The following is a 19,069-nucleotide window of genomic DNA, read 5'->3' on the forward strand; positions in this document are numbered from 1 at the left end:
GGTTTTTGAATTGACTTCAAACGAAGATTCAAAACTGATAAAAGATGGGGCTCCCACAGGAGAAAAAAGAAAAACAATCGTGGACTCGAAAGACGTCGGTGTGACGTTCTTTTCAGGGAACCACGCAGCAGATTTAAAATCCAGAATCCTGGAATTTTTTCGTGATTGGAAGCTTCCAGAAAGAGCATTGGTCCAACCATTGAAAGATATCACCTTTGAAGGCTATGAAGGAGAAATCCTCGGCATCATCGGTTCAAACGGTGCAGGGAAATCCACCCTTTCAAGAATCATTTCCGGCATACTTCAGGAAGACTACGGGGTTATGGAAGTGAAAGGCAAAGTCACTGCACTGTTTTCCTTTGGTATGGGGTTCAATCCGGAACTGCCGGGTAAGGAGAATGTCTATCTGAATGGCATGATGCTTGGCATCGATAAGAAGGAAATCGATAAATATATACAGGATATAAAAGACTTCTCGGATCTCGGCGACTTCTTCGAGCAGCCAATGAAATACTATTCCAGCGGCATGAAGTCGAGGCTCGGCTTCAGTGTCGCTGCAAATTTGCATCCAGAAATACTCATACTGGATGAGGCATTGAACACGGGGGATGCCAAATTTTCACAAAAAGCTTCAGTGAAGATGAAATCACTCGTCAAAGAAGCGAAAATGGTCATCCTGGTCACGCACAGTCTCGGATATGCACAGAACAATTGTGACCGTGTGATGTGGCTGGATGGTGGTACAGTCCGGGAAATCGGTGATCCAAAAACTGTAATCGCGAATTATCGTGCCACTGTACCGAAAAGGCCACAGAGAAAAAAACGAGGCAAGCTTGAGCTGAGGAAGACCGAAACGGAAATGAAGGACAATGTCGTCATCCGGGCAAAAGATGTCGGTGTGAAGTATAAGCTCACAACCGGTGACTTCTGGGCTTTGAAAGATGTGAATTTCGAAGTCCGGGAAGGCGAGGTCGTCGGCATCATCGGCCACAATGGAGCGGGTAAAAGTACACTCTGCAAGGCGCTCACCAAAATACTCCGTCCAGATGAAGGAGAACTCGAATTGTATGGTGAAACATCTGCTTTACTCGGCTATGGCACCGGCTTCAACCCGCATCTTACTGGTGAAGATAATATTTATTTGAATGCCTTGCTGCTTGGTATACCAAAATGGCGTGTCGATGAGAAGTTTGATAAAATCATTGAGTTTACGGGTCTTGGCGACAAAGTCAAAAAGCCAGTGAAGGATCTATCCAGCGGGCAAAAGGCCCGCCTCGGATTCAGCATCGCTGCAAACCTGCAGCCGGACATCTTCATCGTTGACGAAGCGTTGTCGACAGGCGACCTCGCGTTCCAGCAGAAGGCGAGTGAACGCATCCAAGAGATGATGAGCCGTGCGAAAGTCGTCATCATCGTCTCGCATAGCCTCGCCTTCATAGAGAAGATATGCACGCGCGGCATCTGGATGGAGCAGGGCAGGGTGATGTATGACGGCACTGCAGAGGAAGCGGTGTACAAGTACAAGGAAGCCCAGGGCCTCCTGAAGCCGCCCGTACAGAAGCGGCAGAGACAGGGAAGACAAGGGCAGCGAAGACGTGCCGCAAATGGCAGACAGAACCAAAAGGCCGTGAACCAGAAACCGGGTGCCGGCAACCAGAACGCAAAGCAGGCGCAAAATAAAGCGACGACCCAAAAATGATATATGAAGGTGGTGCCTTGAATGCTCAAGAAAATAATATCGAAGCCGGTGGACTGGCTTGTCTACTCGATGCTTGACGAGAAGCAGCGCAAAAAAATCGGTGATGCACTTTCGAAAAAGCAGAAAGAGAAGATTGTACGCCTGCTGAACGGGAAGAAATTCCAGCAGAGAAAACAACTGAAAGCGCTGAAGCACCATCTTTATAATCTGGGGTTTACGGAAAAAGCCCTGAGTGATATGGATGACTTCCTGGACCGGACGGATAATGGTGAAATCAGAAGACTCATCTCCTGGGAGATGAGTCTCTGGCATGCCAACAGGAATGATCTGGAAGGTGCAAAGGCTGCGGTCAAATATCTGCCCTTGGCTACAGAAGGCGAGGACAGCCCGGATCAGCAGAGAAGGATCGTCATCGTCTCAGCGGAGTGCTTCGACCGTCTGTCGCACAGGGAGCATGCACAGGAACTCCTGCAGAAGCAGCTGGATAAAGCACCGCACCCCGACCTGTATCTCGCGATGGCGAACCTCGAGGAAGACCTCGAAAAAAGGATGGAATTCATCAATAAGGCTTTCCTGATGTATGACCTCGCGCCGATCGGCTTCAACACAGGCTTCGACAGTGCGACTTATGACGATCTCATCACGATGCCTGCTGATGGGACAGTGGACGTGGGGCCGAAAGTTTCCGTAATCCTCCCGGCCTACAAAGCAGAAACCGGCATCCGGGTCGCCATCGAATCCATTCTGGCGCAGTCATGGCGGAACCTGGAACTGCTGGTCGTCGATGACTGCAGCCCGGATGCGACAGTGGAGACGGTGAAGGAATACGTCAATAAAGATCCGAGGGTCCGGCTGCTGTCGACACCGAAGAACAGCGGGCCGTATGTTGCAAGGAATATCGCAATGAAGGAGGCCAAGGGTGAGTTCATCACCATCAATGATGCGGATGACTGGTCCCACAGGCAAAAGATCGAAACACAGGTCCGGCATCTGATGGACAACCCGAAAGTGATCGCGAACACTTCCGAGCATGCACGCCTCACTGAAGAATTGAAACTGTACCGGAGGGGCACCCCCGGGAAATATATATTCCCGAACATGTCTTCAATCATGTTCAGGAAAAAAGAAGTGCTCGACAGGATCGGCTACTGGGACAGTGTGCGTTTTGCTGCAGACGGTGAATTCAAGCGCCGTCTGATCAAAACGTTCGGCCAGAAGAGCTACGTCGACCTGAAATCGGGGCCGCTGTCGCTGCCGAGACAGTCCGTATCCTCACTGACCGGCAGTTCCGCATTCGGCTATGACGGCTTCTTCATGGGCGTCAGAAAAGAATATGTCGAGAGCCTTGAGCATCACCACGATACCGCAGATAACCTCTACTACCCTTATCCTCAGGCCGTACGGCCGTTCCCGGTGCCGGAACCGATGTGGCCGGAACGGGAGCAGAAGGCGGACGGCTACAGGGAATTCGATGTCGTCCTTGCAGGGGACTTCAGGCAGAACAGCACTTATCATATATATAAGATCAACGCGTTGAAGAAGCAGCACAGCCGCATCGGCCTGGTGCAGCTGTATGAATATAACCTGGACATCGAAGGCGGCATGCAGCATGACCTGCGCAGTATGCTCGGCGGGGAGGATCTCCAGGTGCTCGTCTACGGCGAGAAGATCAAAGCAAAAGAGCTGATCATTACAGGTCCCGGCGTACTCACGGTCTGGCAGAAATACCGGCCGGAAATCCGGGCAGATAAGCTCACGGCGGAAAATCTGGAAAAACTTGAGCCGCAGGAGCTGGAAACAGTCCAGCAGCGTCTGGAAGAATACTTTGGCATGAGGGCGGAGGGTATGTCGCATGATTGAAAATGAACAGCTCACGGCTGAACTGCAGGCAGCCCGTGCAAGGCTCGCGAGGAGCGAAGCGGACAAAGCCGAATCATATCAGGCGCTTGCAGCAGCAGAAGCTGAATTCCGGAATGCTGAAAAGTTCATCGGGAATGCAAAGAGTCTGCCGCAAAGCGTGAAAGGATTCATCCGTGCGGCGGGCGGATATGCACTCGGCAGGCGGAACCGCAAGCAATTATACAGCCCGGCCTACCGGCAAAAAGACGCCCGCAACAAACTCAAGCCCTATATTTATCATCTGTACGATCTCGGCTTTACGGAGAAAGCACTCCGTGACCTTGAAGCAGTGCATGAGACAGGGGACGGCAGCCTGAAAAGGGCGGCCGCCTGGGAACTCACTCTCTGGCACGCCAATAAACACACCGAAGCCGGCGCAAAGCGCGCTTTTGAATATTTGCCGGATGCCGTGAAGGGTGTAAAAGACGCTGATTTCCTGCGCCGTGCGGCGATCATCGCAGCGGAATGCGCAGACCGTGCAGGCAGCAGAGATGCTGCCGGGCAGATACTTGAGGCCGTAATCAATCAGAATCATCCGGATGTCCATCTTGCGATGGCGAACCTGGAAGATGATCTGGCCAAGCGGGCGGAGTGGATCAACAGGGCCATGGCCCTCTACGGACTCACTCCAATCCAATTCGACGGCAGTACGTATGAAGACCTCGCAGCAGAGACACCGCGTGAGACGGAAGGCCCGAAAGTCACCGTCATCATGCCGGCATACAATGCGGCGGAAGGCATCGCAACAGGGATTGAATCAATCCTGAACCAGACATGGCGCAATATCGAACTCATCATCGTGGACGACTGCAGCCCGGATGACACCAAAGCTGTCGTAAAAGAGTATGCGGAGAGGGACCCGAGGGTCAAACTGCACTCCACCCCGAAAAACAGCGGGCCGTATGTGGCAAGGAACATTGCATTGAAAGAGGCGACGGGTGAATTCGTCACCATCAATGATGCGGATGACTGGTCGCATCCCGAGAAGATCGAGATACAGGTGAGGCATCTGATGGACAACAGAGACGTGATCGCCAACACTTCGGCGCATGCAAGGCTGACCGAAGAATTGAAACTCCATAGAAGAGGGACACCCGGTACTTATATTTTTTCAAATATGTCATCATTGATGTTCAGAAGACGGCAGGTTTCAGAAAATATCGGTTACTGGGATACTGTGCGTTTCGCCGCGGACAGCGAGTATAAAAAGCGCATTGCAGCCGTATTCGGCAGTGAGGCAGTTGTGGATCTCGACAGCGGACCGCTGTCGTTCCCAAGGCAATCGTCGGGGTCGCTCACCGGCAGTTCCGCCTTCGGCTACAAAGGATTCCTTGCGGGCGTGCGGAAAGAATACGCAGAAGCCCACGGCCGTTTCCACAGGAAGGCTGATAAATTGGAACTGCACTACCCTTACAACCAGACGGAACGGAAGTACCCCGTACCGGAACCGATGTGGACCGAAAGGGAAGAGAAGCCGGATGGATACCGCCATTTTGATGTCGTGATCATTGCAGATTTCAGGATGGCCGGCAGACATCACCAGGGGACGATCAAGGAAATCCAACTGAACAAACGGCGCGGGCTCCGCACCGGGCTCATCCAGATGGCCCATTACGATTTCAATATGCTGAAGAGTATTGATGAAAGCATCCGGCAGGTGATCGACGGCAGAGATGTACAGATGCTGGTATATGGGGAGCACATCAAAGCAGACGTACTGCTCATCAAACACCCCGGCGTATTTTTGGAACATCAGGCATTTACGCCCGTTGTAAAGGCGCGGGTTGTGCGCGGAGTGCTCGAGGAAAACTGCAGGCAGCTCAGGCAGTGCACACGTAATGCTTCAGAATATGCAGGCAAAGAGGTAAAATGGTATCCAGCAGATGCCTCAGTGCGTGAAGACATCAATGAAAAGCAGATCAGGCTCTCTGCGGAGAACTGGACGGATTACACATCCAAACTGGATGACTGGATCATATAAAAATCCCTTATAAATATGGTGGTGGAAAACATGGCGGATGAACGGAAGAAAGAGAAGCGGGCGCTCATCAGGGCATTGATGCAGGCGGAAGCTGAGATCAATAAGACGGAGCGGGAAAAAGAAGCGGCCGATAAACGGATCAAACAAATTAAAAGCAGCAGGACGTACCAGACGGCCGGACCTGTGAAAAAGTTCAGAACAGGTCAGGACGACGCGCAGGAAATCACCCTGCTCCGGGAAGAGCTGGATAAAGTCAAAAAAGAGCTTGAAGAGACGAAAGAAGCGCTGCATCTCTCAAAGCTTGACAGTCGTTCGATGAACAGCGTCAAAGTACGCCATTCCGTCAGGGAAATGAAGAATGATGCGCGCCTCCTCGATTACATAGAAGGCGCGGTCAGGGAGAAACGGCAGCATGATGAAAATTACATCGATGCGCTGACGTATGCCGCAAGGCTCTTCATGCATGAACGGGACGAGCTCAGGGAAGCGGTTTATTCGACGCTTCTTCAAGGGTTCAAGATCGAGGACATCCCGGAGTTCATGATGCGTGAAGCATTGACCGGCAGCCTGCAGCTGAAGCAGGCGGCTTCCTTCAGGGCTTCTCTGAACATGCGGATCAGGCAGCATCAGCTGACCGGAGGACTGCCTGAGTACGTACTCGATGATAAGCAGGCGGCCTATGCGTTCATTGATAAACTCGCAATCAGACGGCCGTGGACTTTGGATAAGACTTACAAAGCGGATGAACTGCCGCTTGAACCCCGGACAGTCGTGAAGCCGAGGGACGGCGCAGGGGCGAGGGGTGTGTACCTGATCCATGACTTTAATGATATAATCGACCTCAAGCGTGCGAGGGCGATCGACAGTAAAGAAGCCTTGACCGCGAGCATGAAGACAGACATTGAAAGCGGCTGGGTGGAAGAAGACGATTGGATGATGGAAGAACTCATCATGGAAGACAGAGAGAATAAAATCCCGGGAAGCGACATCAAGTTCTACTGCTTCTATGGCGAAGTCGGCCTGGTGCTTGAGATCAAACGATATCCCGAACTGAAATACTGCTGGTGGACGGCAGACGGCGAACGGGTGCATACGGGCAAGTATGACAACGACCCGTTCAAGGGTGCAGGTGTCAGCTGGGAAGAAATTGAAATGGCACAAAAAATCAGCAAAGAAATCCCGGCGCCGTTCATCAGAATCGACTTCCTGAGATCTGAAGACGGTCTTGTGTTCGGCGAATTTACGCCGAAACCCGGCAACTATGATGAGTTTGATACGGAGACAGATCAGTGGATGGGCGATATGTACCTTGAAGCAGAAGGCCGGTTGTTCCTGGATTTGATGGAGCAGAAGACGTTCGTTTTTTAAGAAATTGACCGGAAATGAGAATCTCCAATATTAAGGTCTCGGAAAGGGGCAAGATGATGTCTGAAGATTTTAAGAAGTACAGGAAGCTTGGAATGCGGACTAATTCCGCAAGTTTTAAAAGTTGGTATGATGCTGGATTATTACAAGAGATTGACGAAGATTTTCTTCTCGAAGCCAAAGCTTACTGGAGTGAAAAATCAAGTTTGAAACCGAGGACTGCGCTGCATCTTGCTTTTATGAATCTGACTGGGCGAAAAGATGTTCGATTGGTTCCCACAAATATAATGAACTATGAAGTACTCCCGGTCTTCAATGATTATAATCTGACGGAGTTTTACGGAGACAAAAATATATACGACCTGGTGATAAAGCCTCCGAACTCTGCAGTATCCGTTTTGAGGGCGATTAATGGAAAATACTTCAATCCCGGGTACGATCAAATCGATATCGAGGAAGCCTCCGGACTTCTGAGGGATGCGGGCACCAATATGATTATCAAGCCCAGCCGGAGCAACAATGGCACCGGTATTTCGAGACTCTCTTTTCAGGATGATAAGATTTTTATAGGTGATGAAGAGATAAGAATTGATGCACTACTGAAAAAATTTGGTGGTAATTTCATTGTCCAGGAAATGCTGAAACAACATCCGAATATGGCGGCACCGCACCCCGGTTCAGTCAATACAATCAGGATGGTGACATTCAGATGGAAGAACGAGATAAGGTACTTGCTGGCTTTTGCACGATTCGGCAGTGACGGTGATATCAGGGACAACGCAAATGTTGAAAGCAGTCCAAGGGTAGGCGTGAAGGATAATGGTGAATTTTTTGAATATGGAATTGGTCAAAGTGGGGAAAAGTTCACGGAACATCCGACGACCGGTTTCAAAATCGCGGACCTTCAGCCGATACCAAATTATGAGGAATTCAAACAATTTGTAAAAGACACCCATAAGAACTTCCTGCACCTAGATTTTGTGTCTTGGGATATCGCAGTCGGTGTTGACTGGAAGCCTGTCTTCATCGAAGCGAATTTTGCAGGATCGACCTCTTTTTATCAATTGGTTTCACAAAGGTCCATTTTCGGAGATATGACAGAGGAAGTAATGGCTCATGTGAAGGCTAAAGTCATCAAAAACCACAAAGTTCCGATGGGCAAATATTTCAATAAGAGAAAGAAAAAACTAAAAGCCGGTATGGAAAGAGAAAAAGAGAAAAAAGAAGCAGAAATCATCGAGCTTAAAAAGAAAATTAAAGAAGCTTCTGAAAAAAGGTCAGCGGCTGTCATAGAAAAGAAAATCGAAACCCTTCAAAGAGATAAAGAAAGATTGGAAACCAAAACTAAAAAAGAAAAGAAAGAATTAATGAGAGAATTGAATCATTATAAAAAGAAATATGAAAAGGTGGAACAAAGTACAAGCTGGCGGATCACCGGCCCTGTCCGGAAAGTGAAGTCGCTGCTTAAGAAATGAAGTGCTGCACTTTATAAAAAATCACGTATACAGGTTGGAGAGAGATTATGACGGAAATTTACCCGAGCTGGCTCACTAAAGAAATGCTTCGTGGAATACGCAGATTCAATATAGATGCTTATTTGGTCGCCTTGGAAGGCTGGAGAAGGGGATTATCCCTGACTTTTTACGACCATCGGACAGACTTGACGGATATGAAACTGATCGGTTTTGATCCCATCGGAAAGCTTTTCTCCCTCTCTTCAAGTGATAAAACGCATTTTTTTTACAGGACACGTGGAGATATGATCTCGAATGAAGCAGTAGATACAGGAACAGACAAGGAAGCGACTAAAAAGCTGCTTACTGAAGCAGGTGTGACAGTCCCCAGGGGATTCAGCTTCACATCTGACACCCCACTGGAGGAGCTCAAGAAATCAATGGTAGGGATGGAAAAGCCATTTGTACTCAAACCTACATTTGGCAGTCTCGGTAAAGGTGTGACAACGAACATCCAATCGGAGGAAACTTTTTTCCAAAGCCTTGAATATGCACAGAAGACCTATGATTATAAAGATTTTCTGGCAGAGCAGCATATTCTTGGAGATGATGTGCGTGTATATGTTGTAGGTGATGAAGTTGTGGCGGCGACTAAAAGGATTCCTGCAAATATTACCGGAGATGGACAGAGTACAATTGAAGAACTGGTCGAAGAGAAGAATGAAATGCGTAAATTGAATCCACATATGTCCACACGACTCATAAAAGTAGATGACAGAATGAAGGGTTACTTATCGAATCAGGGCTTAGATCTGATGAGTGTGCCGGAAAGCGGGCAAACTGTCTTTTTAAAAGGTGAGAGCAATATATCAGCCGGTGGAGATTCAATAGATATCACGGATGAATTGGGTGAAGAAGCAGCCTTGACGGCAGTTGAGGCAGTCAGGGCGATTCCCGGCCTCCATCATGCGGGTGTGGATTTGATTGTAAATGAGGGTAAAGGTACAGTGATTGAAATCAATTCCACCGGCAGCACCGCGCTCCATACTTTCCCTCTGTACGGAGAGGCCCGAAATGTTTCAAAAAAAATCATCGATTATTATTTCCCTGAAACGAAGGATATGACCACAAGCGATTGTTTATTCTTCAATTATACAGGTATACTTAAACAGTTGAGGGCCAACCAGTTGAAGAAGGTCGAAATCACCGACGCACCTGTCGGTGAAATATATGCCAAAAGATATGTCGTTTCAGGCAAAGTCCAAAAAGTAGGGTACAGAATATGGGCGGAGAACCAGGCGATAGCGCATGGACTTCATGGATATGCCAAAAATTTGAAGAATGGGGAAGTCGTGGTTGTAGTGGCAGGACCGGAAAAAGAAAAAGTTGATGCATTCAAAGAGGCATGCTATGAAGGGCCAGAAAGGGCCAGAGTGCATAATGTCAAAGAATACATCTGGAAAAAAGAAGTCAAAGTTGGATTTGAAATTAAATCTGCAAAATGAAAAGATACCGATAACGGAAAATAGGGAATTACATATATACTCTGTGTTAATATATTATGTAATCAAACATGTCAGAAATCCTCGAAAGCATATAGCAGATCGGTATATTCACTTGTAATTTACTTTTTATGAAAGTATGGGAGAAATGAGTATGATAGAGAACACTAAAAAATTCAAAGAATTGGGAATCAGCACCACCACCAAAATTAATAAAGATTGGTATGACGCAGGACTATTGGATAACATTGATGAAAGTTTCCTGAAAGAAGTGGACAGCTATTGGAGTCCCAAGACTGAAAGAAAGATAGATAAAGGTTTATATACTGCTTTCATGAATTTGCACGGCATCAAGGAACCGAAATTGATAACCGGAAGTGTAATGCGTTATGAAGTGCTTCCCGTCTTCAATGATTACGATATGACAGGCTATTATGGGGATAAAAATATCTATGACTTGATCATCGATCGCTCCCGCTCTGCTGTGACCGTCGTAAGAAGTATAAGGGGACAATACTTTGATGCTGATTACAATACCATATCGCCTGAAACTGCACTTGAATTGTTATCAAAAAATGAAAATGGTCTCATAATTAAGCCGAGTAAAGGTAACAACGGCAGTGGTATAGCGAAGCTGGAGTTAAAGGGAGATAAAGTACTTTTCGAAGATAAATACATTTCGGTTGAACGACTTCTTAAAAAATTCAGAGGTAACTTCATAGTGCAAGAAATGTTGAAACAACATCCCAATATGGCGGCACCGCATCCTGCATCGGTCAATACGATCAGAATGGTCACATTTAGATGGAATAACGAAATAAAATATTTATTGGCATTTGCACGTTTTGGCAGTGGCGACGACATAAGGGATAATGCGAATGTGGACAGCAGTCCACGTATAGGTGTCAAAGACACAGGAGAATTTTTCGATTTTGGAATCGGACAAAGTGGGGAGAAGTTCACGGAACATCCAACGACCGGATTTAAATTTTCCGATCTTAAGCCGATTCCGAATTATGAAGAATTCAAGAAATTCGTAACAGACAGTCATAAGCATTTCATACACTTGGATTTCGTCTCCTGGGATATTGCGGTGGGCACTGACGGCAAACCGGTCTTCATAGAAGCGAACTTCGCAGGCTCAACTGCTTTTTATCAGCTAGTTTCCCAAAAACCGATGTTCGGTGATATGACGGAAGAAGTTATGAAATATGTCAAAGAAACCATCGACACCAAAAGTCCTAAGCTGATGAAAAAGCACCGGAAACGCATTGAGAAAAAAGAGTTGGAAAGCCTCAAGAAAGAACTTGGACAAAACGAAAGACTGGTCAAAGAATTGAAAAAGGAATTAAATCAGTTGAAAAATGATTCGACCTCGTCCAAAGAATTGAAAAATAAGTATAATAATATGAAAAGGTCTATGGACACAATCAGAGATGAAACAGAAAAAGAGAAACAGCAACTGATCAAAGAGAGAGATAAATACAAGAAAAAATATGAAGAGATGGCTGGGAGCACAAGCTGGCGCATTACAGAACCGGTTCGTAAGGTCGGTTCAGTGTTTAAGAAAAAATAAGCAGCGTGACGGGTTGGTATGTCCCAGCTATAAATATCTCACCATGAACACCAGAAGTACCCACAGACAAGGAAAGACATCTTATTCTGTGGGTATTACTTATGAAATGAGAAGTGGTTAAGACGGCTCAACAACTGATGGAAAATCTGCATTCAAAGGGAACTTTCCAGCTTAAAAGGAGAAATATAATGGATTATACAGGATTATACAATAATTTTTCGGCAATCAATAAACAGATGCCAAGACGGGCAAAAGGTTTTGGGCTGGTCACCTATTCAATCGCTCTCGAAGCGTGGAGAAGAGGACTCGAATTGAAATTCTACACAGGATTCGTCAGAAATCAGGCGAGGATCTACTACCGTCTGAAAAGTGAAGAGCGGGAGCACACTTTCAGAATCAGCTTTGGCGGCAATATGGATAAAGAAGTCAGGAAAATCGTGAACAGCAAAGAACAGGCAAAAGAATATTTGGCCAAAGGGGATGTGCCGGTTCCCCGGGGCGGAGCGGTTTCTATAGAAAACGGTTATGAAGAAGTTTACTCGATTATTGAGTCGACAGGGTATCCTGCAGTCGTAAAGCCGATCAATGGGAGACTCGGACAGGGTGTCCACACAGATATCAAGAATCAAAAAGAATTGGAAGCGGCTTTAAATAACTTGGAAGAACTCGGGTATAAGGACATTATGGTGGAAAATTTCATAGTGGGGGAAGATACACGGGTCTATGTGACAAAGGATGAAGTCATTGCAGCATATAAAAGGGAACCTGCCAATGTCATCGGTGACGGCAAAAGGACGATCAAAGAATTGATTGGGGTTAAAAATAAAATCCGTCAGACCAATCCTCACGCCAAGAAGAATAAATTGGAAATTACAGGCAAGGTGAAAGCCTACCTTAAAGAAAAAGGCTTCTCCCTTACAAGTATACCTGCCAAGGATGAAGTGGTATATCTCACTGACAGTACATTGCATATCGACGGCTGTGAAGTCGTAGATGTTACAGATGAGCTGACACCAAAAATCCGGGAAATTGCCAGGAATGCAGTGAAAGCCATTCCAGGTATGGAACTGAGCGGATTGGATATTATGGTTAATAAAGAGAAAGATGAAGGGTATGTGCTGGAATTGAATGCCAGCCCTAATATTGCCGGCCATCTATTTCCCATGATTGGTGAACCAAGAGACGTCCACAAAGCATTCATAGATCATTTCTTTCCGGAAACCAAAGAGAGGGACTCGGGAAGATTCCAAAATTTCGTCTTTGATTTTGATAACATCAATAAAATCCTGAAAAGCGGAGTAGTGACAGAAGTCACTGTCCCTCGACTTCCTGAAGGTGAGTTGAATGCAAAGACTTTTGAAATATCCGGTAATGTCTCCAAACTAGTTCCATTGATACGCCGCCGGGCAGTAGGGACGAAATTGGGTGGTGAAGTGGTAAAAGAAGAAAAAGACCTTCTGATCATCAAAGTGGCAGGAGCTTCAAACGATATAGAAAAATTTACAGAGTATATGCTCAGCAAGAAAAATTCTAAAATAAACGTGAAGATATCTGATGATCAAAACTGGGAAGGTGAATATCAATACTACTTCAAATCTTTGATTGAATTTGAAGTGACAAAGTAAATTCATCTAAGAAGAGTCCGGCTTTTCAGCCGGGCTCTTTATTAATATATATTAAATACCGTAGACAGCTGGATTAAAATTTATCCCGCAATTTGTATATGATATAATTCTTTGGAGTGTGACATATCATAAAGTGACCACTGAATTCTTAAATTTCGAGAGAAAGTGAAAAGAAATCCCATGGATATTAATTTATTAAAAGATACTTTAATTGAACATTTCAACGATACAGTGGTGAATCAGTATGATTCCCATATGGACTCTGTACCTGAAATCGCAAAAGAGGCGATCAAAAAATTTGATGACATGAAGTATGAAATGGCATCACCCTCTAAAATCGTCTTCTATTATAGAGGCAGGGAAGTCGGTGGATTTAACGGTCAGAATATCATGACCAATAAAAAAGAAGGTACCCGCATTGCAAGGGACAAATATAAAACTGAACAATATCTGATGGAAAAAAAGGTCGCTACAACAAAGTCCTTCATTTATGATGCCAATCAGTTTGAAGAAGCAAAGAAAGAGTTGGAAAAACACACTATGCCTTTTGTAATAAAGCCGTACAATTTGAGCTCGGGCAAAGGCGTAGTGATGAATGTCAATCCGGAAAATGTCAGCGAAGCCTGGTTAAACTGCCTAAAGGCATATGAAGGAAGCACCGATGGCGCACAAGTAATTATACAACCGCAATTACCAGGGATTGAAGCCCGTTTTTTGGTTATCAATGAACATTTCAGTTCCGCCATTTTGAGGGTACCGGCAAATATAACCGGGGATGGGAATTCTACGATAAGAGAACTGATTAAATGCAAGAATCATTTGAGAAAACAGAACCCCCATCTTAAAAAGTTCATGATTCCTTTGAATCTGCAGCTTGAAAGTTATCTGACTGATATAGATTTGAATTTGGACAGTGTGGTCCAAAAAAACAGAGTAATCTTCTTTACGAGTGTTTCGAATGTGGCACTAGGAGGAGATACATTGGAAATCAGCCATCTTGTTTCCGACAATTTGAAGCGCCTTGCCGAAAGTGCAGTAGAAGCGGTGCCTCATTTGAAATCAGCCGGTGTGGATATCATGTTTTCGAGGTTTAATGATGAAGAAGCAAAAGTTCTGGAGCTGAATCATGCAGCCAATCTTGTGATGCATTATTATCCCTGGAAAGGGACGCCCAAACAACCCATTCATGATTATATAAATGACATTTATGAAGAAGCTCAACGTGAGAAAAAGTCTTTCGGCAGGTTAAAAAAATTCATTAGGAAACGCCTTAATAATTAATCAAATATAAAAAAGAACGACTGTAAAAGGTTCACCGAACCAGGCAACGTTAGGGGGGAACGATATGCAAGATAAATCAGCGGAATGGTTTCCGCATTTGTCCGGGCAAATCCTAGAGGAGAATTACGGTTCTCATTTCGATGCTTTTCTTATTGCTCTGGAAGGCTGGAGACGCGGCTTGACTTTGAGATGGCATGTGAAAGAGTCAGAGAAATTTCCCGGGATGCTGACGTGGGAAGACAATGAGCCGGGACAGCTGTTTTCATTAAAATCGGATGAGGATTGTCATTATTTCTTCCGGTCACGTGGAGACAAGGTGACAAAAGAAGCAGTGAAGACCACGCGAGATACGGAAAAACTCCAAAAGAAGCTCCTTTCAGCAGGCATCACCCTGCCTGCTGAAAGACAATCCACTAAAGATGAATATAATTCCAAATCGGAAGAACTCGTTGAAAAGTACAGTATCTATATGGTTGGCGATGACATTGTAGGCGCGATCAAATACGAACCTTCTGGTACTGCAGTCAATGTTGAAGAACCTCTCGATGTATTGGATGTATTACCTGAAGCATTCAAAGAAACGGCACTCAAAGCGTCGGAAACCATACCAGGATTCGGACATGGCATTATCAATATAATCACTCAAGGAAATACGCCTGAGCCTTATGTAAACGGAGTGGACTTGACAGGCCGGATATCGGAGTTCCTTTATCCTGTACAAGGGAAAGCGAGGGATATACCCGCTGCCATCATCGATTATTATTTTCCGGGAACATGTAAAAATGTTCACAATGCTCACAATGCTCCTGTTATATTTTTTGATTATAATGAAGTCATCCAGCCTTTAAGGGACAGGACAGCAGATAACGTGAAAATCGTTTCATATGAATGTGGCAGTCTGATATCCAGAAAGTTCATACTTTCAGGTGAAGTGGATAAATACTCATTCCACCGATGGATCAAAGGAGAGGCAAAAGAGTACAATCTTGATGGTTATACAAGGTACAGGAGTGATGGCAAGTTGGAAATCGTTGCAGCAACCCCTGATGAAGAGAAAATAAATGCTTTTTATGGCAAAATACTTGAAAGACAGTCAGACCATAATATTACTATTATTGGAATGAAAGAATTCTTAGAATCGATAAAGAAAGGTTTTTCAAATATAGGGGAGCGGAGAGAGTTGCTCAATCTGTATCACGAGGCTCAAGAAGACTTGAAATCAGCTGAAGAAGAAATCGAAGTGCTCGAAGATAAGCATCTCGATATGCTCAACAGCAATTCATGGAAAGCGACTGCGCCGCTCCGGAAGTTTACAGGCGTGGGTAAAGGTCTGTACCGCCATCTCAGAAAAAAATAAGAGAATATGAGCATGGCCGGTCTGACATGAGTTCAGGATGGAAAATGTCGATCGGTCTTCCCTGGAAGAGGAGATTCTGAAAATGATAGATAAAATACAAATTTTAAATGACACTCCAAGCGAAATTTATCCACACTCAGCACACGGACCGGCTTTGATGACATATACTATTGCACTTGAAGCCTGGCAAAGAGGAATTGAAGTCAAATTCTTCACCATATATGTCAAAAATCAGTTGAAAATTAGATATAAATTGTCTCATAAGAATGAAGATCACACTTTTCAATTGTCATTGGGAGATAAAGTTTCAAAAGAGGCAAGGAAAATTGGGAGAAGCAAAGCATTGACGAAGCAATACCTTAAAGCAGCAGGCGTACCAGTGCCTGAAGGGAAGATGCTCTCGATTCATAATAGTGACTATAATGAAGCGGCTGAGTATGCAGGGCATATCGGATATCCTGTCATCGTCAAGCCGGCAGAGGCGAGCCTGGCCATCGGCGTTCGCACCAATATTCAAAGTAAAGAAGATCTTCATGAAGCATTGGACCATGTTCATGTGGAACTTGGATATAAAGATATTATTATTGAGCGGCATGCAGCAGGTTATGATACGAGGACTTATGTGGCAGGAGATCAGGTGATTGCCTCTTTTAAGAGGGTGCGGGGAAACATAATCGGAGATGGAGAGAGCAGTATTATGCAATTGATCGAAATGAAAAATAAATACCGGAAGATGAACCCGCATCTGAGTGGAGATTTGATTGAAGTCGAAGAGAATTTGATTGATTTCATAAATGAACAAGGCTATCAATTGGACAGCATTCTTGAAAATGGTAAGAAAGTGGATTTAAGCGGCAGTACATTCGCAAAAGATTATTCGGAAACAGTGGATATCACGGATGAACTCACTGAAAACTTTAAGAAGACCGCTGTCGAAGCAATCAGATGTCTGCCGGGCATGAACCTGGCAGGTGTCGATATTATCATGGATCAGGAGAATGACAGGAATTATGTACTCGAAGTGAACTGCAGACCTAATATCGGCGGGCACCTGTTCCCTGTAATCGGACAGAGCAGGGATGTGCCGGGAGCCATTATTGATTATTACTTCCCTGAAACGGCTGAAATTGAAAAGAAAGAATCTGCCTGGTTCACTTTCGATTTCGATAGTATCACGGACTTCCTTAAGAAAGGGATTGTCAAAGAAGTCACCTTGCCGCCACTTCCAAAGAAGAATGTGGTGAATAAACATCTGATCATAACCGGTGATATTGAAAAATATGACCATTGGTTATTCAAAAGTGCCATAGGCCACAGGGTCGGTGGACATATGAAGAAAATCACCTGCAACAAAGCAAGACTGATCATAGCAGGAAGAAAGCAACGTGTTGAAGTTTTTATGGAAAAACTGTCCTCGAAATCTTCAATTATGGATATTGAATTGATTGATGAAAACAGATGGGACTCTCATATCATGTATAAATTTGAAGTATTCGATGAGATGAAACCTGTTGCACTCATTTCAAAAGAAGGTCATATCGAGTCGGAAAACAGAAGACTTAAAAAAGAGAATGAACAACTGAAGAAAGAGATGTCACAGTTGAAAGAAAGCAACTCATGGAAAGTCACCAGGCCATTAAGAATGATTAGCAGGCTAAGGAAGAATGATTAAAACTGGCTTTCTGCAAAGTTTTGGAGGGAAGTTTTAACATGGATTTTAAACATGAAGGTTGGCTGCCGCATCTGATAGATTCCATCCCCGTTGCAGCACGTAAAAACCATACAAGTCTTTATACAATTGCCCTGGAAGGCTGGAGACGGGGACTCGGGGTTAGGTTCTTCAAAGGTGACAATCATGAGATAGGCTGTATTTTAACATGGAAGGACAGAGAGTACAGTTTTATCGGCTCCAGCGGTGAATTGATTACGGATGATATCATTGAGATATGTAATGATAAAGGCAGAACCAATGAATTTCTCTCAAAAGCCGGTGTCCCCATCCCACTTGGAAAAGAGTTCGGGGAAGATGTTGCTGATGAAGTAATCCTTGGTTATGCAAAACAGATTAATTTTCCTCTCGTTTTAAAACCGACAGATGGCAGAGCGGGAAGAGGCGTCTATGCCGGAATTAAAAATGAGCAGGATTTAAAACATGCCTTAAAGGCGGTCAGAGTAAACCTGGGGTATAAGAATATCCTGGTCCAGCAGTATGTGACAGGGGATGAGGTTCGCATCTATGTACTGGATGGCAGAGTGCTGGCTGCTTCCAACAGGAGACCTGCGAACATACTGGGCGATGGCACATCGACCGTAAAAGAACTAATTGTGAGAAAGAATATATTGAGAAAAAAGGTTCCAAGCTTGTATTTCAGACCGATTAAAATCGATAAGGAGGTTCATGATGCCTTGAAAAATGCTGGGTATACTATGGAAAGTATACCAAAGAAGGATGAGCGAATCTTCCTGAGAAGAATCAGCAATTTATCCAGAGGCGGTGAATCGGTGGATATCACCGATAAACTGACACCAGAACAAAGGAGTATCGCCATCAGGGCAACCAAGGCCATCCCAGGTTTAGTGCAGTGCGGTGTGGATATGATCATCAATGAAGAGACCGGGTCCGGCGTCATACTGGAATTGAATACGAGACCCGGCATAGGAAATCATCTGTTTCCCGTAGAAGGAACAGCAACCGATATACCCAAAGAAATTTTGAATTATTATATCCCTGAAACAAAAGCGTTTGAAACCGTACATTCAAATGCCTATTTTGAATTTGATCACATATTGGACACTTTAAAAGGAGACTCCGCCGCAGAAATCGAAATTCGGCCATATACGGGAAAGTTGAGTGCATTTAAAATAATTGTAAGCGGCGAAAATGACTATTCTTTACTCTATGATGAAATTGAACCAATCATTTTTGAACAAAATCTGCATGGTCATCTGGAGCCGAAGCCACCTCAGACATCAGTGTTAATAGTGGCGGGGGCCAATATGGATATATTGCAGAATTTCATCAAGGACTTAAAAAAGATTACCGGCAATCTGGATTTGACCATAACCGGCATTGAGGAGTTTCAGAATCCTGTAATGACTGGATTCAGAATGCTGGATGATGGTAAAGATATGAGCTTGAGAAGTTTAAGGGCAGAAATTAAAAAGATTGAAGAGAAGAGAAGCTTAATCGAAAAGGAAACAGTACGGATCAACCGAAGGATAAATTTGATACAAAAAAGTGTATCATGGAAATTATCTGCCCCATTCAGAGTTCTATTTGATAAAATTGGAAGGAAAAGAAACTGATATGAGTCTTTTAACGATACGGAA

Annotated in this window: 12 protein-coding genes; all 12 read left to right on the forward strand. The window is 44.8% G+C overall.

What is annotated here, in order from left to right; translation table 11 throughout:
* Positions 1–10: 10 nt before the first annotated feature.
* The 12 genes from LPW40_RS05030 (at position 11) to LPW40_RS05085 (ending at position 19,045) form a co-directional block, all read left to right on the forward strand.
* Entirely contained in the window at positions 11–1,699 is a 1,689-nt protein-coding gene (locus LPW40_RS05030; protein WP_413775989.1) for an ABC transporter ATP-binding protein, read from the forward strand.
* A gap of 21 nt (positions 1,700–1,720) precedes the next feature.
* Complete coding sequence (locus tag LPW40_RS05035) at positions 1,721–3,559, forward strand: glycosyltransferase family 2 protein (RefSeq protein WP_230821138.1); 1,839 nt, start codon at positions 1,721–1,723, stop codon at positions 3,557–3,559.
* Positions 3,552–5,579, forward strand: a complete 2,028-nt coding sequence (locus tag LPW40_RS05040; protein ID WP_230821139.1) for a glycosyltransferase family 2 protein — start codon at positions 3,552–3,554, stop codon at positions 5,577–5,579. The genes LPW40_RS05035 and LPW40_RS05040 overlap by 8 nt, the downstream gene beginning before the upstream one ends.
* Positions 5,580–5,594: 15 nt before the next feature.
* Positions 5,595–6,947 carry an ATP-grasp fold amidoligase family protein gene (locus LPW40_RS05045; RefSeq protein ID WP_230821140.1) on the forward strand — a complete coding sequence of 451 codons (1,353 nt, stop codon included), beginning with the start codon at positions 5,595–5,597 and terminating at the stop codon, positions 6,945–6,947.
* 56 nt (positions 6,948–7,003) lie between these two features.
* Complete coding sequence (locus LPW40_RS05050) at positions 7,004–8,419, forward strand: sugar-transfer associated ATP-grasp domain-containing protein (protein ID WP_230821141.1); 1,416 nt, start codon at positions 7,004–7,006, stop codon at positions 8,417–8,419.
* Positions 8,420–8,613: 194 nt separating this feature from the next.
* Positions 8,614–9,903 (forward strand): acylphosphatase, encoded by a 1,290-nt coding sequence (locus LPW40_RS05055; protein ID WP_230821142.1) that lies wholly within the window; start codon positions 8,614–8,616, stop codon positions 9,901–9,903.
* Between the two features lie 151 nt (positions 9,904–10,054).
* Complete coding sequence (locus tag LPW40_RS05060; protein ID WP_230821143.1) at positions 10,055–11,476, forward strand: sugar-transfer associated ATP-grasp domain-containing protein; 1,422 nt, start codon at positions 10,055–10,057, stop codon at positions 11,474–11,476.
* 413 nt (positions 11,477–11,889) lie between these two features.
* Positions 11,890–13,101, forward strand: a complete 1,212-nt coding sequence (locus LPW40_RS05065) for an ATP-grasp domain-containing protein (RefSeq protein ID WP_230821144.1) — start codon at positions 11,890–11,892, stop codon at positions 13,099–13,101.
* A gap of 180 nt (positions 13,102–13,281) precedes the next feature.
* Positions 13,282–14,382 carry an ATP-grasp domain-containing protein gene (locus LPW40_RS05070; protein ID WP_230821145.1) on the forward strand — a complete coding sequence of 367 codons (1,101 nt, stop codon included), beginning with the start codon at positions 13,282–13,284 and terminating at the stop codon, positions 14,380–14,382.
* A 64-nt stretch (positions 14,383–14,446) separates the two neighbouring features.
* Positions 14,447–15,739 carry an acylphosphatase gene (locus tag LPW40_RS05075; RefSeq protein ID WP_230821146.1) on the forward strand — a complete coding sequence of 431 codons (1,293 nt, stop codon included), beginning with the start codon at positions 14,447–14,449 and terminating at the stop codon, positions 15,737–15,739.
* Positions 15,740–16,082: 343 nt separating this feature from the next.
* Positions 16,083–17,411, forward strand: a complete 1,329-nt coding sequence (locus LPW40_RS05080; RefSeq protein ID WP_230821147.1) for an ATP-binding protein — start codon at positions 16,083–16,085, stop codon at positions 17,409–17,411.
* Between the two features lie 38 nt (positions 17,412–17,449).
* A complete protein-coding gene (locus tag LPW40_RS05085) occupies positions 17,450–19,045 on the forward strand; it encodes an ATP-grasp domain-containing protein (protein ID WP_230821148.1) in 1,596 nt (531 codons plus the stop codon).
* The last annotated feature ends 24 nt before the right edge of the window (positions 19,046–19,069 follow it).

This window comes from Salinicoccus halitifaciens (assembly GCF_021026095.1).
GTDB lineage: Bacteria > Bacillota > Bacilli > Staphylococcales > Salinicoccaceae > Lacicoccus > Lacicoccus halitifaciens.

What these genes read in the sequence shown, in the direction of transcription:
- LPW40_RS05060 (WP_230821143.1), top strand. Translation starts at nt 10,055, where the DNA reads ATGATAGAGAACACTAAAAAATTCAAAGAATTGGGAATCAGCACCACC.
- LPW40_RS05040 (WP_230821139.1), top strand. Translation starts at nt 3,552, where the DNA reads ATGATTGAAAATGAACAGCTCACGGCTGAACTGCAGGCAGCCCGTGCA.
- LPW40_RS05075 (WP_230821146.1), top strand. Translation starts at nt 14,447, where the DNA reads ATGCAAGATAAATCAGCGGAATGGTTTCCGCATTTGTCCGGGCAAATC.
- LPW40_RS05055 (WP_230821142.1), top strand. Translation starts at nt 8,614, where the DNA reads ATGAAACTGATCGGTTTTGATCCCATCGGAAAGCTTTTCTCCCTCTCT.
- LPW40_RS05065 (WP_230821144.1), top strand. Translation starts at nt 11,890, where the DNA reads ATGGATAAAGAAGTCAGGAAAATCGTGAACAGCAAAGAACAGGCAAAA.
- LPW40_RS05070 (WP_230821145.1), top strand. Translation starts at nt 13,282, where the DNA reads ATGGATATTAATTTATTAAAAGATACTTTAATTGAACATTTCAACGAT.
- LPW40_RS05050 (WP_230821141.1), top strand. Translation starts at nt 7,004, where the DNA reads ATGTCTGAAGATTTTAAGAAGTACAGGAAGCTTGGAATGCGGACTAAT.
- LPW40_RS05035 (WP_230821138.1), top strand. Translation starts at nt 1,721, where the DNA reads ATGCTCAAGAAAATAATATCGAAGCCGGTGGACTGGCTTGTCTACTCG.
- LPW40_RS05085 (WP_230821148.1), top strand. Translation starts at nt 17,450, where the DNA reads ATGGATTTTAAACATGAAGGTTGGCTGCCGCATCTGATAGATTCCATC.
- LPW40_RS05045 (WP_230821140.1), top strand. Translation starts at nt 5,595, where the DNA reads ATGGTGGTGGAAAACATGGCGGATGAACGGAAGAAAGAGAAGCGGGCG.